Annotated in this window: 14 protein-coding genes; 10 read left to right on the top strand and 4 right to left on the bottom strand. The window is 59.7% G+C overall.

Annotated features, from left to right (window positions below; all coding sequences use genetic code 11):
* The first annotated feature begins 184 nt into the window (after positions 1–184).
* Together BMX27_RS15885 and BMX27_RS15880 are read left to right on the top strand one after the other, a co-directional pair.
* Entirely contained in the window at positions 185–649 is a 465-nt protein-coding gene (locus tag BMX27_RS15885; protein WP_090161273.1) for a helix-turn-helix domain-containing protein, read from the top strand.
* Positions 650–672: 23 nt separating this feature from the next.
* Positions 673–1,224 carry a PIN domain-containing protein gene (locus tag BMX27_RS15880; protein WP_256212600.1) on the top strand — a complete coding sequence of 184 codons (552 nt, stop codon included), beginning with the start codon at positions 673–675 and terminating at the stop codon, positions 1,222–1,224.
* Positions 1,225–1,412: 188 nt separating this feature from the next.
* Here BMX27_RS15880 and BMX27_RS15875 read toward each other — a convergent pair whose 3' ends face one another.
* Positions 1,413–2,294: a LysR family transcriptional regulator gene (locus BMX27_RS15875; protein WP_090161266.1), complete on the bottom strand. Its 882-nt coding sequence runs from the start codon at positions 2,292–2,294 to the stop codon at positions 1,413–1,415.
* A 90-nt stretch (positions 2,295–2,384) separates the two neighbouring features.
* Between BMX27_RS15875 and BMX27_RS15870 the strand changes: the two genes are divergently transcribed.
* The 7 genes from BMX27_RS15870 to BMX27_RS15840 all read left to right on the top strand — a co-directional run bounded on the left by BMX27_RS15870 (position 2,385) and on the right by BMX27_RS15840 (position 10,318).
* Positions 2,385–3,836 (top strand): aldehyde dehydrogenase family protein, encoded by a 1,452-nt coding sequence (locus BMX27_RS15870; RefSeq protein ID WP_090161262.1) that lies wholly within the window; start codon positions 2,385–2,387, stop codon positions 3,834–3,836.
* Positions 3,833–4,843: a membrane dipeptidase gene (locus BMX27_RS15865; RefSeq protein ID WP_090161259.1), complete on the top strand. Its 1,011-nt coding sequence runs from the start codon at positions 3,833–3,835 to the stop codon at positions 4,841–4,843. The genes BMX27_RS15870 and BMX27_RS15865 overlap by 4 nt, the downstream gene beginning before the upstream one ends.
* A gap of 30 nt (positions 4,844–4,873) precedes the next feature.
* The gene (locus BMX27_RS15860; protein ID WP_090161256.1) at positions 4,874–6,433 is read left to right on the top strand and encodes a BCCT family transporter; all 1,560 of its coding nucleotides are present in this window, start codon (positions 4,874–4,876) and stop codon (positions 6,431–6,433) included.
* A gap of 68 nt (positions 6,434–6,501) precedes the next feature.
* The gene (locus tag BMX27_RS15855) at positions 6,502–8,190 is read left to right on the top strand and encodes a hypothetical protein (protein ID WP_371260155.1); all 1,689 of its coding nucleotides are present in this window, start codon (positions 6,502–6,504) and stop codon (positions 8,188–8,190) included.
* Positions 8,187–8,924: a DUF3726 domain-containing protein gene (locus tag BMX27_RS15850; RefSeq protein ID WP_090161254.1), complete on the top strand. Its 738-nt coding sequence runs from the start codon at positions 8,187–8,189 to the stop codon at positions 8,922–8,924. Before BMX27_RS15855 ends, BMX27_RS15850 begins: the two co-directional genes overlap by 4 nt.
* A gap of 13 nt (positions 8,925–8,937) precedes the next feature.
* On the top strand, positions 8,938–9,288 hold the full coding sequence (locus BMX27_RS15845) for a RidA family protein (RefSeq protein ID WP_090161252.1): 351 nt from the start codon (positions 8,938–8,940) through the stop codon (positions 9,286–9,288).
* A 124-nt stretch (positions 9,289–9,412) separates the two neighbouring features.
* Positions 9,413–10,318, top strand: a complete 906-nt coding sequence (locus tag BMX27_RS15840) for a bestrophin family protein (RefSeq protein WP_090161250.1) — start codon at positions 9,413–9,415, stop codon at positions 10,316–10,318.
* 436 nt (positions 10,319–10,754) lie between these two features.
* Here BMX27_RS15840 and BMX27_RS15835 read toward each other — a convergent pair whose 3' ends face one another.
* Complete coding sequence (locus BMX27_RS15835) at positions 10,755–11,957, bottom strand: aminopeptidase P family protein (protein WP_090161248.1); 1,203 nt, start codon at positions 11,955–11,957, stop codon at positions 10,755–10,757.
* Positions 11,958–12,382: 425 nt separating this feature from the next.
* On the opposite strand from BMX27_RS15835, the gene BMX27_RS15830 reads away from it, so the two are divergent.
* Entirely contained in the window at positions 12,383–13,078 is a 696-nt protein-coding gene (locus tag BMX27_RS15830; RefSeq protein WP_090161246.1) for an SOS response-associated peptidase, read from the top strand.
* Between the two features lie 69 nt (positions 13,079–13,147).
* Here BMX27_RS15830 and BMX27_RS15825 read toward each other — a convergent pair whose 3' ends face one another.
* Complete coding sequence (locus BMX27_RS15825) at positions 13,148–14,599, bottom strand: alpha/beta fold hydrolase (RefSeq protein ID WP_256212599.1); 1,452 nt, start codon at positions 14,597–14,599, stop codon at positions 13,148–13,150.
* A gap of 96 nt (positions 14,600–14,695) precedes the next feature.
* A complete protein-coding gene (locus tag BMX27_RS15820; RefSeq protein WP_256212591.1) occupies positions 14,696–15,598 on the bottom strand; it encodes a DinB/UmuC family translesion DNA polymerase in 903 nt (300 codons plus the stop codon).
* Positions 15,599–15,780 lie beyond the last annotated feature (182 nt).

Here is a 15,780-nt window from a genome sequence, read left to right as displayed (position 1 = left end):
AAGGGTGGGGGGACATCTTGTCAGATAGGTCCAAGAAGCAGACGACACATCGGTCACTATTGAACCCAAATAATTAAGATCTACTGTCGTTAGTCCCGTTACGCTTATTTCACATATTTCACATATTTCTATTGAAAGCTTTGCGTTCTGACCGCATATCTTTGAACAAAGAGGGAGATACGGAATGAACGAGAATACGCAGACTGAAGTCGAAAAAGGACTCGAAAAGCGCCTTCCGACCCCCGAAGAAATCAACAGTGCCGCCCATGCGGCCACGGCAATCGCGGTGGCGATGGATGCCGATGGAAATCTGAAGGTCTCTGGTCAAGATGGAGATTTCGTGCATATCGCGCCCGCCGTCGGTCACCTGATCGTCGACCTTCTGGGCCATGTGGCGTCAGGAAATATGGTCACGCTGGTTCCGGTTGGAACGATGCTAACGACACAGGAAGCGGCTGACATGTTAAATGTCTCGCGTCCTCATCTCACCAAACTTTTGAAATCGGGCGAGATCGAATTCGAGGAAGTCGGCAAACACCGTCGCGTTCCCCTTGAGGCGCTTGTCGCTTATCGAGATCGGAAGCGGCAGGATCGGGAAAATGCTCTGGATGAACTGGCGCGTCTGGGACAGGCGTTCGACGCGGCTTGAGTATTGTAGCCAATCCATTTGTCGTGATCTTGGACGCGAACGTGCTTTTCCCATTTCGCGTCCGGGATGTTCTTTTGACTTTTGCGCATGAGGGTCTGTTCCGCGCCAGGTTTACAGAGGAAATCATGGATGAGTGGACCCGGAATGTAATCGCGTTGAAGCCTGACCTCAGGGACAGTATCGATTCGCAAGTCGATGCCATCCGTCGGGCCTTTGATGAATGCTTTGTGACCGGTCACATGCCGCTTATTGACGGCCTCAAAATGCCTGACGAAAATGACCGTCATGTTTTGGCCGCTGCGATCCGCTGTTCTGCTCAAGTCATCGTCACAGAAAACAAGCGCGACTTTCCGCAAGCTCTGCTTGAAGAATACGATATCGAAGTGCTTGGCGCCGACGATATGCTTGCGACGACTTATGAACTATTCCCGTCAGTGGCTGCCCGTGCGCTTGGAAAAGTGCGCAGGCGATACCGGAACCCACCGATGGGCGTGAGTGAATTCCTGCTTGACCTGACAAGAGCCGGTCTTCCGAAACTGGCTGCGATCGGCAGGCAGGATATTGACTTGCTTTGAGTGGTTCGACCGCAAGAAAGCCAAGCATTTCCGGATTAGAAGCTAAGCTGCTTCCCATGAGGTGGACAGTTTCTGGCGTAAATCAAGCTGCTTTTCGCATCTGCTGATTGTGTTGAATATCCCTGGTTCTTGGTCAGTGGATCAGGACAGGCGGCCTGCCGCGGAAAGCCGTGTGTGACTTTAGTGGGTCATCCATTCCGAACGTCAAGGAGTATCCAGAACGCCTGGACGAACCCTCGCAAGGTTTCATTCTCCTGTCTTATCTTGCGCAATTCGCGTTGAACGACGGTGGCTTTTGCGGGAACGAAAAATTCCACGCCTTCAGGTTGGCTTTGGACCGCCTCATAGGGCAGGATGCTGACCCCAAAACCACGGCGCACGAACGACAGGATCGCGGTCGTGTTGCGGGCCTCCAGTGTGCTTGCGGTCATTGCCGCATCGATCATCGGTTCTCCGACAAGTCGGCATAGTGGATTTGCAATCAAAGGTTCCCGCAACAGCACGTCCCAATCCGATGCGCCACCCTGCGCCAGATGCGCCTGGTGAACCGCGCCTCCCTCTTTGCAAACGATGCCAAGATCATCGCACGCGATCACCTCGCCATGTGATACCTCGCCTTTGCGGGCAGAGATGATGCCGATATCCGCTTCGTCCCGTTGCACGCGGCGGCGCACTGCACCGGTGTCAACGTCGCTAATTTCGATGCGCACCTTGGCGTGTGTTTTGCGAAAAAGCGCGATCACATCCGGGATGAGCGAAACAGTGGCCGAAGGCACGGCAGCAACACGAACGATGCCCGCAGACGAGAGGGCGTGACGCCGAATGGCCAACGTGCTTTTGTCGAAGGTCTCTGTGGCGCGGCTGCTTTCTTCCAGCACCAATCGGCCCAGCGGGGTCAGGCGGCTTTTGCGGTCAGTTTCGAACAGGGGCGCGCCGATGTCGCTTTCCAGTTGCGCAAGCGTCATCGAGATGGCCGAGGGGGTGCGGTTTAACGCGCGTGCGGCGGCGGCCAAAGTTCCGGTTTCGGCAACCGTTCGGAACACGCGCAGCATCTCCAGTTTGATCGACATTCAGATTTCCTGTAGCTTCGTTCAATATTTTTAGAATGACTTAAGGCTATCAGAAGGTCTAGGCCATGGGCGAGCAATCAGGAGATTCCCATGACCGAGCGCACCCAGCTTTACATCGACGGCACCTGGACGGAGGGGGCATCGCAAATCGAGAACCGCAATCCGTCCGACACGTCAGATTTGATCGGGATGTATGCGCAGGCGGATGCCGGTCAGCTCGATCAGGCGTTGGAAGCCGCGCGCGTGGCGCAACCTGCGTGGTGGGCAGCAGGTATTCAGAAACGCCATGATGTCCTGATGGCGATCGGCACCGAGTTGATGGCCCGCGCCGAAGAGATTGGGCGGATGTTGTCGCGTGAAGAAGGCAAGCCGCTGGCCGAGGGCAAGGGCGAGGTCTACCGCGCGGGGCAGTTTTTTACTTATTTCGCGGCAGAGGCCCTGCGCCAGCACGGCGATCTGGCCGAGAGCGTGCGGCCCGGCATCGAAATCGATGTGCGCCGCGAGCCTGTGGGCGTGGTCGCGATCATCAGTCCGTGGAATTTTCCGGTTGCAACGCCTGCGTGGAAGATCGCGCCAGCGCTGGCATTTGGAAATGCGGTCGTGTGGAAACCGGCCAATGTCACCCCTGCCAGCGCCATCGCGCTGACCGAAATTATCGCGCGTCAGGACATCCCCAAGGGGTTGTTCAACCTGGTGGCAGGGCCGGGCCGTGACGTGGGCCAGCGTCTTGTCGAGAGCGCCCATGTGGATGCGATCAGTTTCACCGGCTCCGTGCCCGTAGGCCGGGGGATCGCGGCTGCGGCAGTGCAGAACATGACCAAAGTGCAGATGGAGATGGGCTCGAAGAACCCGTTGATCGTCATGGATGACGCCGATCTTGATCTGGCGGTGATGCACGCCGCAGGGTCTGCCTTTGGTGGCACGGGGCAGAAATGCACCGCCGCCAGCCGACTGATTGTGCATTCTGCTGTGCATGACCAATTCGTTGAAAAACTGGTCGCGGCAGCAAAGGCGATGAAAGTCGGTCACGCGTTGGAGGAGGGCACACAACTGGGCCCGGTCGTCAGCGAAAGCCAGCTGAACGGCAACCTTGAATATATCGCTATCGGCAAAGCCGAAGGTGCTGAACTGCTTTGCGGTGGCGATCGTCTGGAGATGGCAACGACAGGCTATTATATGGCGCCCGCCGTGTTTGCAGGCACAGCCAACAACATGCAGATCAACCGCGAGGAAATGTTCGCGCCGATCACCGCCGTTCAGAAAATCGGGAGTTATGAAGAGGCGTTGTCGGTCGCCAATGACACACAATTCGGTCTGACCGCTGGCATCATGACGACCTCGCTGGCGCGTGCCAGCCACTTTCGCGCCAATATGCGCGCGGGCTGCGTGATGGTGAACCTGCCCACGGCGGGCACCGATTACCACGTTCCCTTCGGCGGGCGCGGTGCCTCCAGCTTTGGTCCGCGCGAGCAGGGGTCCTATGCAGCCGAGTTCTACACGGCCGTCAAGACCGCTTATGTCTCGGCAGGTGAGCCGTCATGACATATCTGATCGACGGGCTGCAATATGCGAACTGGTCCGAAAAGATCTTTCGCCAGATGCGCGAGGGGGGCGTGGACGCGGTCCATGTCACCATCACTTACCACGAGACATTCCGCGAAACGGTTCTGATGATCGAAAGGTGGAACCGCTGGTTCGAGCAGTATCCTGATCTGATCTTTCAGGGCCGCACCGCCGATGATGTCCGCATCGCCCGCGAAACAGGCCGCACGGCGATTTTTTTCGGTTCGCAGAACCCGTCTTGCATTGAGGACGACATCGGGCTGGTTGAGGTGCTGCACACGCTGGGCCTGCGGTTCATGCAGCTGACCTACAATAACCAGTCCTTGCTGGCGTCGGGCTGTTACGAAGACGAGGACACGGGCCTCACCCGCATGGGCCGTCAGGTCGTGGCGGAAATGAACCGCGTAGGCCTGGTAGTGGACATGAGCCATTCTGGCGAACGGTCCACATTTGAGGCGATCGAGTATGCGACCCGCCCCATTACCATCAGCCACGCCAATCCGGCGAGCTGGCACAAAGCGCTGCGCAACAAATCCGACGAGCTGCTGCGCGCATTGGGCGTGAGCGGCGGGTTTCTGGGGCTGTCTGCGTATCCGCACCATCTGAAGGACGGCAGTAAATGCAGCTTGCAATCCTGGTGCGATATGGTCGCGCTGGCCGTTGATCTGGTCGGGCCGCAGAACGTCGGGATCGGCACGGACCTGTGTCAGGACCAGCCCGACAGCATCGTGGAATGGATGCGCGTGGGTCGCTGGACCAAGACCATCGATTACGGCGAGGGCAGTGCGGACAATGCAGGTTTCCCGCCCATGCCTGACTGGTTCCACGACAACCGCGATCTGGCAGGCATCCGCGCAGGGCTGCGCGCCGCGGGGCTGGACGAGGCCACCACCGACGGGGTGATGGGCGACAACTGGCACCGGTTTTTCGAGGCCAGCTTTGGAACGCAGACGAAGACGAAGGACATTCAACGCGCCGCTGAATAGCGCGCATCATCACCAGGGGGAGGACTTGAGATGAGCGATACGACCAACACCACCGGGAGGGGGCCCGGCACGACCAACACGACGCTTTTTGCCATTACCGGAGGATTCATCGCGCTATTCTGCGCCTATGCCTTTTTCGATCTCGAAGGATTGTCGGCACTTGTTGACAGCAGCTTTGCGTTCTCGGCAAAATACTTCGGCCTCTATTGGCAGGTGCTGTTGCTGGCGACCTTCTTGATAGGCCTTGTGCTTTGCGTCCTTCCGGGGTCGCGCAGCGTGATGGGCGGGATGAGCGTGCCCGAATTCAAGACGTTCAGCTGGGCTTCCATGATCATGTGCACTCTGCTTGCAGGCGGAGGCGTATTCTGGGCCGCCGGAGAGCCGATTGCGCATTTCATCTCGCCCCCGCCGGTTTTCGGCGATCTGGGCGGCGATGTAACTGCGCAGGCTCATGCCGCCCTTGCACAAAGCTTTCTGCATTGGGGGTTTCTGGCCTGGGCAATCCTGGGTTCGCTGACCACGGTGATGCTGATGCACTACCACTACGACATGGGCCTGCCGCTTGCACCACGGACGCTGCTTTACCCCGTGTTCGGCGACCGCGCGATCAACGGTCCCATCGGGCTGATTGCGGATGCGTCCTGCATCATCGCAGTGGTTGCGGGCACCGTGGGTCCCATCGGCTTTTTGGGGCTGCAGATGTCCTATGGCCTGAACGAGCTGACGGGCATCCCCGACAACTTCACCACGCAGGCGATTGCGATCCTGTCGCTGGTCGGCCTTTACACAATTTCTGCCATCACGGGGCTGGCAAAAGGCATCAAGATCCTGTCGCAGATCAACGTGGTCCTTGCGGGCGTGCTGCTGGCGTTCATGCTGATCGCAGGTCCGACGATGCAGATTTTCGCAGGCTTCTTTGGCGGCATGCGGGTCTATGCCACGCATTTCTTTGACATGGCGCTTTATCGCGGGGATGCGGGCCTGTTCGGCGATGCGGGCTGGCTGGGCTGGTGGACCGTGTTCTTTTGGGGATGGTTCATGGGCTACGGGCCACTGATGGCGGTGTTCATCGCACGCATCAGCCGGGGTCGGTCGATCCGCCAGATCATCCTGACACTGTCGGTGATGGCACCACTGATCACGAACTTCTGGTTCACGATCATCGGTGGTTCGGGCATCTTCTTCGAGATCGCCGAGCCGGGCGTCATCTCGGGCCCGTTCGAGGGGTTCAATCTGCCTGCGGGCCTGCTGGCAATTACGCAGGCCATGCCCATGGGCATCATCCTGTCGGTCCTGTTTCTGGTGCTGACAATGTGCTTTGTCGCGACCACCAGCGACTCGATGAGCTATGTGATCTCGGCCACAATGACGACGGGTGAGCCGTCCAGCGCCATGCGCGCGTTCTGGGGGCTGGCGATGGGCGTGATGGCGCTGATCCTGATTTCCTCGGGATCGGGCGGCATCGGCAAGCTGCAAAGCTTTATCGTGGTCACGGCGGTGCCGGTGTCTCTGATCCTGCTGCCATCGCTTTGGGACGCGCTGCGCATCACGGTTATGCTGGGCAAGGCCCCGAAAACGGCGGCTGCATAAGCCTTTTGGGGGGCGCGCTTTGCTGCGCGCCCCCCGACAATTCATCTGCATATTCGGGAGGAATTGCTATGTCTGTCACACCCTTTGGTTCTGCCCCGCAGATCGCACCTGATGTGGCCCGTTTCATGCGTCCCGCGTCCAAGGTGATGCGCCTTGCCCGCATGGGCAGCGCGCATCCGACGCGACTGTCGTTTCTTCGCGTCCTGCTGCGACGGTTGCAGGCGGCGGAATGGCAGATCGATCGTCCCGTCTGGAACGTGGAAGCCAACGGTGTAGGACACGCGGTCTACCGTGTCAGAGGCGCAGAGCGGACCTACAGCCTTGTGGCGTTTGCTCATGACCTGCCGCCGGAGTTGCGATCGGACCGGGTGATTGCAACCGCGTGGGACGCGACATTTACCCTGTTCGATGGGGACCCGACGCCCGAGGATATCGCGCGACTTGCTGAAAATGTCCCTTTTCAGGAGGCTGGCCGTATCAGTGACTGCGAGCTGACGCTGGCACGCGCCAACCGCTCGGTGCGGCTCTTCGATCATGTTGTGAAAGCCCTGTCCGAGGGCCGGCAACCTGACACGTCCGAAATTGACGCCGTCGGCTATCTCATGCGCACGACTGCCGTTTATGGATCGGGAAAATTCGGCGCGGCTGATCGCGCCGATATCGCCGCGCGCCCGGAACTCGCCCCGCCGTTTCAGGTGGAGATGCTGACGGTGTGGCTTATCCGTGCCTTTACGGTCGATATCGTCGAGCATATCGCCGCTGCCAAAGGCGGCGCGCAAGCTGCAAAGCTGGATCGTGACACGCGTCGTAGACTTGGCGTCGGCAATTCCACGGGGCTTGGCATGGCGCCATTTATCGTGCGGCACCCGGTCCTGCTTAACAATTGGATGATGGCCCGCGAAGAGGCGCTGGCCCGAGTGCGCGCGCAGACCGCTGCGTTGCCGGACGCCATTTCCGAGTTGACGCAAGAGAGTCAGGCCGCGACGCAAAATGCCGCCGTCTGGCATTCCGCGCATCCTGTCCAACTGCGCAAGCTACACGACCTGCGCCGCGATCTTGCGTTGATTTCACAGGTGCTGGACACCCACGACTGGACAGCACGGAACCCGTGGGATGCCCTTTGGACATGGGGAGAAGATGCGCTGACCCTTGAGGGGCAAGAGGCGCTCTTGTCGCTGATGCTGGAGCCGCATGGCGCGTTGATTGACGATCTGGCCGAGTGTATGGGGGCGGATGAGGCCGCCAGCTTCCGCATCGCGGGCGCGATGTCTGTCCGCGATTTGTGCCACATCCTGGAAACCGGCTATGGCTGGGCGCTGGAAATTGATTTCGCCGCGCCCGAAAATACAGCGCGGTTCTGGTATGTCTCGGAAGAGAAGCTGGAACCGCGACTGGGCGAACGCGCCACCGAGGACGGCGCGACGCTGGAGCAACCCCTGTGCATCGCACGGTTGATATCCGAGTTGTATGCAACGGTCAAAGGCATGGACGGCGCGCAGCCTGTCGCAGCACTTTTGCTGGCCCACCCAGAGCATCGGTTCGCCGTGCGCCGCGCCCAGACGGCGCAGAACCACCCTTATGCAGAAGTGCATGACAATCTGATCGCCGCTGACATGCTGCCGATTGATTTGCTGCGCTGCAAGCTTGCGTTCTTTGGGGCGAACCAGTTCGATCCACGCTCGGACCGGTGGGTGCGGATCAATCTATTTGCCGGCGCGCCTTTTCCGGACGAGCTACACGCGGGTGGTGCAGTATGACCGCGACCCCACATGATCAGACGCGTGGCGATTCCACGCCGTTCTTTCGCGATTCCGCACCGGCGCCCTTATCGTGCAACGAGGCCGTATCGTTATGCATGAAGGCCGCACGCGGTGCCGGTATGAGCTGGGGCATGGCCGAGGAAGCCGGGTTCTCGGCTGCCTGGCTCGTCTCTCATGGGGTCGATGGCCCTTCGCATCTTTGTGCCCATCTGATGCAGGCCGACGGGCGCGATTGGGCTGATTTGTGTCCCGCCATCACACCGGGCGACTGGCAAAATGCGCGCGGCCGCACCAACTGTCCAATCATCCTGGGTGCGACGTTGTGCGATTTCGTGGAATTGCCCGAAGGACTGACAGCCGGATCGGATATGGCCCTGGGCGTCGTCAGCACGCCTATCCTGTTGTTGCCGTTTCTATTTGAATTGGCGCGGATGAAACCGGTTTGCATCACACTGACTGGAAGTGCCGGACAGATCAGCACTGACGACAAGGATGCATGCCTGCAAAAAATGACGCAGATTCTGGGCCAAGGTAGCGACGCGCTGACGCTCTCTTTCATACCAGCCGCGGTGCAAACTCAAACGCCCTTTGTGGCGGGTCTTATGGTGGCCAAGGCGACGACCACGGCCGAGACCATCCAGACGCTCAATACCTTCGCAATGCGCACCGTCGTTCCCGCGTCCGACGCGTCGCGGGCCGGTGCCGGATCAACCCTCAGTGACAATGATTAACAAAGGACACATCATGACACTCTCCCGCCTCAACCCCGGTGCTCGCATGAGCCAGGCCGTTACCATCGGCAACATCGCCTTTTTGGCCGGACAGGTCCCCGATGACCTGACCGCCGATATCGAGACGCAAACGCGTTCGGTGCTGGACAAGATGGATGCGGTGGTGGCCGAGCTTGGTGCCGCCAAATCCGACATCGCCACTGTTCAGGTCTGGTTGGCCGACATGGCCGATTTTCAGGGCATGAATGCTGTCTGGGACGAATGGGTCAGCAAGGATGCGCCGCCTGCGCGTGCTACGGGCGGTGTTGCCCTGGCCCGCCCCGGCATGCGTGTCGAGATGATCGCCGTGGTCGCCGTGCCGTAAACGACACCGACCTGAGGAATTGAAAAGCGAGAGCACTGAAATCAGCGTTCTGGCTTTTCTTTTGACATGCGTCGCGGCGCAACAGCGTGATTGCTCACCTGCACCAGATAGAAGAAACGCTTGCATGATTGTGAAAGACCAGCCTTCGGGGTGGACCCTGTTTTTCGATATGCAAGGCTCTGTGGTTCCGCAGATCATGCCCAAGATCGCGGGCCTTGCGGGCTTCTCCGTGATCGTCATGGCGCTGGACTACATTGCCGTGCCTTTCCCGCACGTCTCGCTGACCGCGCTTGGCGTTTTTGGTGTTGCCTTGTCGCTGTTCCTGGGCTTTCGCAACAACGCTGCCTATTTGCGCTGGTGGGAAGGCCGGACATTGTGGGGCGGGATCATCGCCGATGTGCGCAGCCTGGCGAAAAGTGCCGAAATTTTCATATCTGATCCGAGCGACCGCAAAGACTTGTTGAACTGCGCCGTGGCCTTTGCGCATTTTCATCGTTCCGCCTTGCGCGGTGTTGCAGTTGACGACAATGTCGCTGCATGGATTGGCGCAGAAGATGGGGTCCGTCTGGGGAACAAGGCCAACAGCACGGACGCGGCTCTGCGCGACATGTCCCGGAAAATCAGACACTCGCACGACCGGAGCGGTATTGATCGCTTTGGTCAAATGACGCTTGCGCGGATTGTGACATCCCTTGGTCACCATCAGGCGGGATGCGAGCGGATTGCCACGACCCCGCTTCCTTTCGTTTATTCCCTGCTGGTCCGTCGCACGACGTATCTTTGTTGCCTGCTGCTGCCATTTGCATTGTTGGAAGCCGCGGGGCCGTTTGTGCCGATGTTCGTCGCGGTGGTGGCTTACGTTTTCTTCGGCCTGCAAGCGGTCACAAATCAGTTGGAGCATCCGTTCCGGGATATGGAGAACGGTCTGCCTCTCGATGCGATGTGCCGGATCGTCGAGATTTCCGTGGCCGAGGCAACGGACCGCGATCCGCCCGCGCCATTGGCCGCCATCGACAATGTTCTGAAGTGATCGGGAGCAGGTTGGAAACATCCCGTCATCTGAGGGGCTTGTGCAAACCGCTCGAAGAACGCCCGGACATAACAGGTATCGCAGGGCTCGGAATGCCCGATGGCTGACCCGGTATGGGGAACGATCCGGCGGCGGTGCTGGAGAAGGCGTGGTTTTTTATCAGGCCGGTCTGTAAAGTGGATCGCGCTTATCGCCAATGTGAGGCGGTCCTGATCGGGGCCGCCTCTCTCCGATATCGCTATCGGGGTTGCGACTGTAGCGATGATGGCGGTCAGCCCTCGACTAAAACTCCCAGATCGCAGGCATGGCGGACAAAAGAAACCTGCTTGATCCGTCCGTGATCGCCCTGCGGACTTAACCGACCTTCGCTGTATGTGTGCCAAGGTCGGCTTTGGTTTTCAGGCGGAAAGACCGTTGCTCACTGCGTGAGCCAGCATCATGTGACCACGTTAAATTCCGGTCCGTAGGGGTAGCCGGTGATATTCTCATTCCCGTCGTCGGTAATGATCATGATGTCATGTTCACGGTAGCCACCGGATCCGGGTGTTCCCTCTGGAACAGTCAGCATCGGCTCCATCGAAATCACCATGCCCGGCGTGAGCACGGTATCTATGTCCTCGCGCAGTTCCAGACCTGCCTCGCGGCCGTAGTAGTGGGACAGCACGCCGAAAGAATGACCGTAGCCAAAAGTGCGATATTGCAGCAGATCACGTTCATTAAGGAATGTGTTGATCTGCTCCGTAACCTCCGCACAACTTACACCCGGCTTGAGAAGGCTGATGCCCAGCTCATGTGCCGCAACGTTGGCTTCCCATATCTTCAAACTGGCGTCATCTACGGTTTCTACGAACAGTGTGCGTTCGAGTGCTGTGTAATAAGCGCTGATCATCGGGAAGGTATTGAGGCTGAGGATATCGCCCGCTTGCAACGCGCGGCTTGTCACGGGGTTGTGGGCGCCATCGGTGTTGATGCCGGACTGAAACCAGACCCAGGTATCGCGGTATTCAGCATCTGGAAATCGTTTGGCGATTTCCAACTCCATCGCGTCGCGGCCCGCCATGGCGACGTCGATCTCGCGGGTGCCTACCTCAATCGCATCCTTAATCGCATATCCGCCCACATCGGCGACCTGCGCACAGGACCGGATCAGCGCGATTTCAGCATCGGACTTGTGCATACGCTGGCGCATCGTCATCGGGGCAACGTCCGTGGTCGTTTTGGGCGCCAGGAAATCGTTCATCAAGTCACGCTGAGATAGTGTCAGGTGGTCCGCCTCGTATCCGATAGCCTTGCCCTGTCCCGTGACCGATCGCACGGCGCGCCAGTAGTTGTTCCGCTGCCAGTCCGTGTAGGTGATGTTATCGCCATGACTGCGCCGCCACGGTTGTGCCGCGTCAATGCCGGCGCTGATTGTCACGTCCTCCGTTTGCGTCACGACCAAGGCATATGGCCGGCCGAACGCACAGTATAGAAAACCCGAATAGTAAGCCACGTTGTGCATTGAGGTGAAGACACAGGCATCCACCCCATTTGCCTCCATGTCCGCCCGTAATCGCGAGAGGCGGTCCGCGTATTCTTGCGGCGCAAAGGGAAGGGTTTTTTCACCCTGATGAAAACGGTAAAATTCTGGACGATCCATTTGTGACTCCTTCATCATCATGCGACAGCACAATCAGAAGAAGTCGACCTTCCCCGACTGCGCAGCAGCAAAGAAAAATCCCGGCGTTCAGGAAGGGGAACGGGCTCGCATGTAAATGCTGGCGACGCCATCGCCGGCCCTTGGTATCTCATCTCTGAAATAACGGCTAAATGCAAGCATTTTAGGGAAAGTTGAAATCCGACCGCACCGCAGCATCGGTAGGTCTGGGCTCGAACCGGTCATTTGCTGCAGAATACACGAGTGTCTTCTATCCCGGCGACCTCCGGCATGATGCGAGGTTTTGACACTCTTGGCCCACCAGAACCTTTAATGCAATTGACGGCCTTCAAACGATCACCAACTTTGCCGGAGTGGTTTACGATCATGAGGTGCCCTTTAGCCTTGCTGCGTGTATCCTCACTCCAATGTGCAACCTTTATTCAAACACGATGCCCGCAGCCGCAATGCGCCAGTTGTTCTCAATCGATGCGGCGCAGGACGCGCTCGGCAACGCAGAGCCACTACTGGCGATCTTTCCGAAGGGCATGGCACCCATCGTCGGGATGAGTGACGACGGCACGCGGTGGCTTCAGAACGCGCACTGGGGCTTCGTCATGCCGCAAGTCTCGAAGAAAACTGGCAAGCCCATCCAGCCAAAGGCGGTGAACAACGCGCGGGACGACAAGCTGCGCACGTCCTCGTTTTGGAAGAAAAGCTTCGAGGAGCGGCGCTGCCTGATCCCGGCGACCAGCTTCTGCGAGGCGAAGGGCCGGAACCCGGCGACCTACGTCTGGTTCGGTGCTACTGGTGATGAGCCACGACCACCTTTCGCGCTGGCGGGCATCTGGCGCGCCTACAAGGGTAACTATGGCGGCGGCGATCTGCGTGAGATGATTACATCCTCTATGGTCACGACAACGCCGAACGCACTCACGAAGAAAACCCACCCCGATCGGATGCCCGCCATTTTGGCGCCGGAAGATTATGCGCAGTGGTTGACGGGGTCACCCGATGAAGCCTTCGACCTGATCCAGCCTTTCCCGGCCGAGCGGATGGTCATTCATCAGCAAGGTGAAGGGCTGAAGTCTGACCACGGTGGGTTTGATGGGAATGGATCATGATCCTGACATCCGATCACCGAATGTTCATGCGGGTTGAGGCGCTCAGCACCCGTTGAAGTTAGTAATCCTTCAACCGGCAACCAAAGGCGTGCTGGCGGCGATGGACCACGCGAGAATGATGCCAAGCGCCAGACCGACCGACACGGGATCGCTGCGTCGGCGAACCGAGGCCCCCGCAACTCCGTAGACTAGCCAGAACAGGACCATCACGGCGATCACGGTGAAGGCGATCCCCAAGGCTGGTGCAATCAGCATCGCGCCCAGCAGGACGATCAGTGGCTGGATCCGCTGAATTCCTGCGGCGATCCAGCCAGACCGGGTGACCACCATAGCGTCTGCAAGACAGAACAGCACGGTTCCGGGCAGAAGCGCCCACATTACCCACAGCCGCGGACCGACTGGCACGAAGGCCGCGCCATAGCGGTCGAGTGCCAGCGCAAAGAGCCCGAGGCCCCAGATCAGTAACATCCCGATGGCCAACGGGCGCGGTCGCTCTGGCAACACATTCGCTCGCCACAAAAGCGCCAGCTGAACCGCGCCCCAGGTCCCCAGATATCCCGCCAAGGCGCCGAAGGCATAGAGACCTCCCAGTCCCGGCGGGATCAGGATCGCGACCAGCAAGGCTGGAACGACCGGGGCGGTCAGGATCAGAACAAGCCTTCGGCCCATCCGCACGGGCCCGGCACGCTTTGGCCCCAGCAATCCACTCGCCTGCCACATCACAGCAATCAGCGAAACCAGAAGCGCCGCGAGCCAGGGCGCGATCCGGGGAAGGGGCCCGGACAAAGTCCTGTCCGTCGCCATCCCGATCCAGTCGCGCACCTCAGCAAGAGTGACGGGGCTGTAGAGCACGCCGACATGCCCGACGCCGGGACTCGCAACAGCGCGCCGCGCGATCCGACCTTCGGTGACGGTCTCTCCCTCCACCGCCTCGGGCGCGATCTGGCGCAGACGGTCCAGCGCAACCGCGCGCAGCCGCCCCTCGCGCGCGCCCGAAATAATCAGCAACTGCTCCGGCGCGGTCGGTGTCACGGCGTCGGAATACATCGAGATCGCGACGACCGCCGCGACCCCTTGGCTCCTCTCAGCCGCACGGATCACCACGTCGGTCGCCATCGAGTGCCCGACGAACGAGACTGGGCCCACGACCCCCGTGGCATCCTGCGCGGCCTCGGTCACGGCGAGGGTCTGCTCTACCAGCCGAGCGGTCGTCCCCTCGATCGAGGTCACATCGCCTGTCATCGGCGCGCGGTTGCGCCCGTGGCCCAGAAAATCGAAAGTAGCGACGGTGAATCCTGCCTGTGTCAGCGCGATGGCCACCGGTTGCATCATTTGCCGCGATCCCGCGTAGCCATGCGCCACCACGACCAGCGGACCGGCCTTCATGGTGTCCGACCGCCAGAGCGTCACTGGCGTCTCGGCAAGGATCACCCGTTCTGCCGAAACCCCGTCGCGCTGTTGTTCGAGCCGGACGATGGACAGCATCGCGACAAGGCACATCGCCATCGCAAAACCCACCATCACCGCGCGTGTCTTCCACATCGCTCTGAGTGTAGGTCTGAATGCTCTCTATCGAAAGAGGTTGAAGCTGCGTCTCCGTTATTTTGTGGCGGGGCGTTAAAAGGTTGCGAAGTGCGTGTCTTCATCGGCGATCTTCGGACCGCTGAAGTCCGCCTCGTCCGGAATGCGGCCAAAGGCGATCTTTGCGCCGACATAACCGCCCGGCACCTCGGTTTGCGGTCCCATTGACAGCGCTTGCGGTCCCAGCTTCGCACGTAAATCATCCATGACGTCGCTGACCTTTTCCCACTTTGCCTGGCCGGTCGTTGCGGATGCTCCGTGCGAGACATCCGTAGATGAAGCGAAGAGATCGGTCATGATCTCGTTTTCGCCGATCAGGCCATGAATCATGGCGCTCACGGATCGTGGCTGGAACGGCAGTCTTCTCTCCGCTTCTTCCAGTCCTTTGTCCAAGGCCGTCAGGAATGTGTGGTCATCGCGGGCCGGGGCAAATACCTCTTCCCGGCTCCACTGCTGTGCATCCGACCGTCGGCCCGACGCATCGGTCACTCTGCTCCCCCGGAAGCTCAACGTCAGTTCGGTCGCGCGGACATCGGCGCGGCGCACACGGCGGCCGGCACTCTCGGTCAGTAGGCGCGCGCAGATCTTCACCTTCTCCGGGTTCCGCCAGTCGTGCGGCAACATGCGACTGTGACCGAACATGCTCTTTTTGGTCTCCGGGCGCTCGGTATGGAAGCCGTGCAGGCCGTTCCAGAATCGCTCCCCCTCCACGCTGCCCCAGATGGCCCGCGCCTGCTTGGGTGCCAAGGCCCAAAGGCCTGTGAAATCTTGGACACCAGCGGCCAAAAGGCGGGCTCCCATCCCCTTGGAGATACCCGGCAGATCATTCAGTTCAACGTCAGCAAGCGCCGCAGGCAGGTCTGCGGCACTGATGATTTCGATACCATCCGGTTTGTGTAGCTCAGCGGCGATCTTGGCCAACAGTTCGGTGTGGGCCATGCCGATGGAGCAGGTCAGCACCTCGCTGAACGCTGCCGCGCCAGATCCTCGGCGCGGTCGCCTTCTGATGGCAGTAGGTTGCAGACAACCTCGTCGATGGATCTGACGTGCACAACTGGCACGACCGTCTCGATGACGTCGAGGATACGCTTGTGCAGGCGAACATAAACATCGTGCCGGGC

This window comes from Loktanella sp. DSM 29012 (assembly GCF_900110705.1).
GTDB lineage: Bacteria > Pseudomonadota > Alphaproteobacteria > Rhodobacterales > Rhodobacteraceae > Loktanella > Loktanella gaetbuli.
The sequence above is the reverse complement of the archived record's forward strand: the minus strand, read 5'-3'. Positions and strand labels throughout refer to the sequence as shown.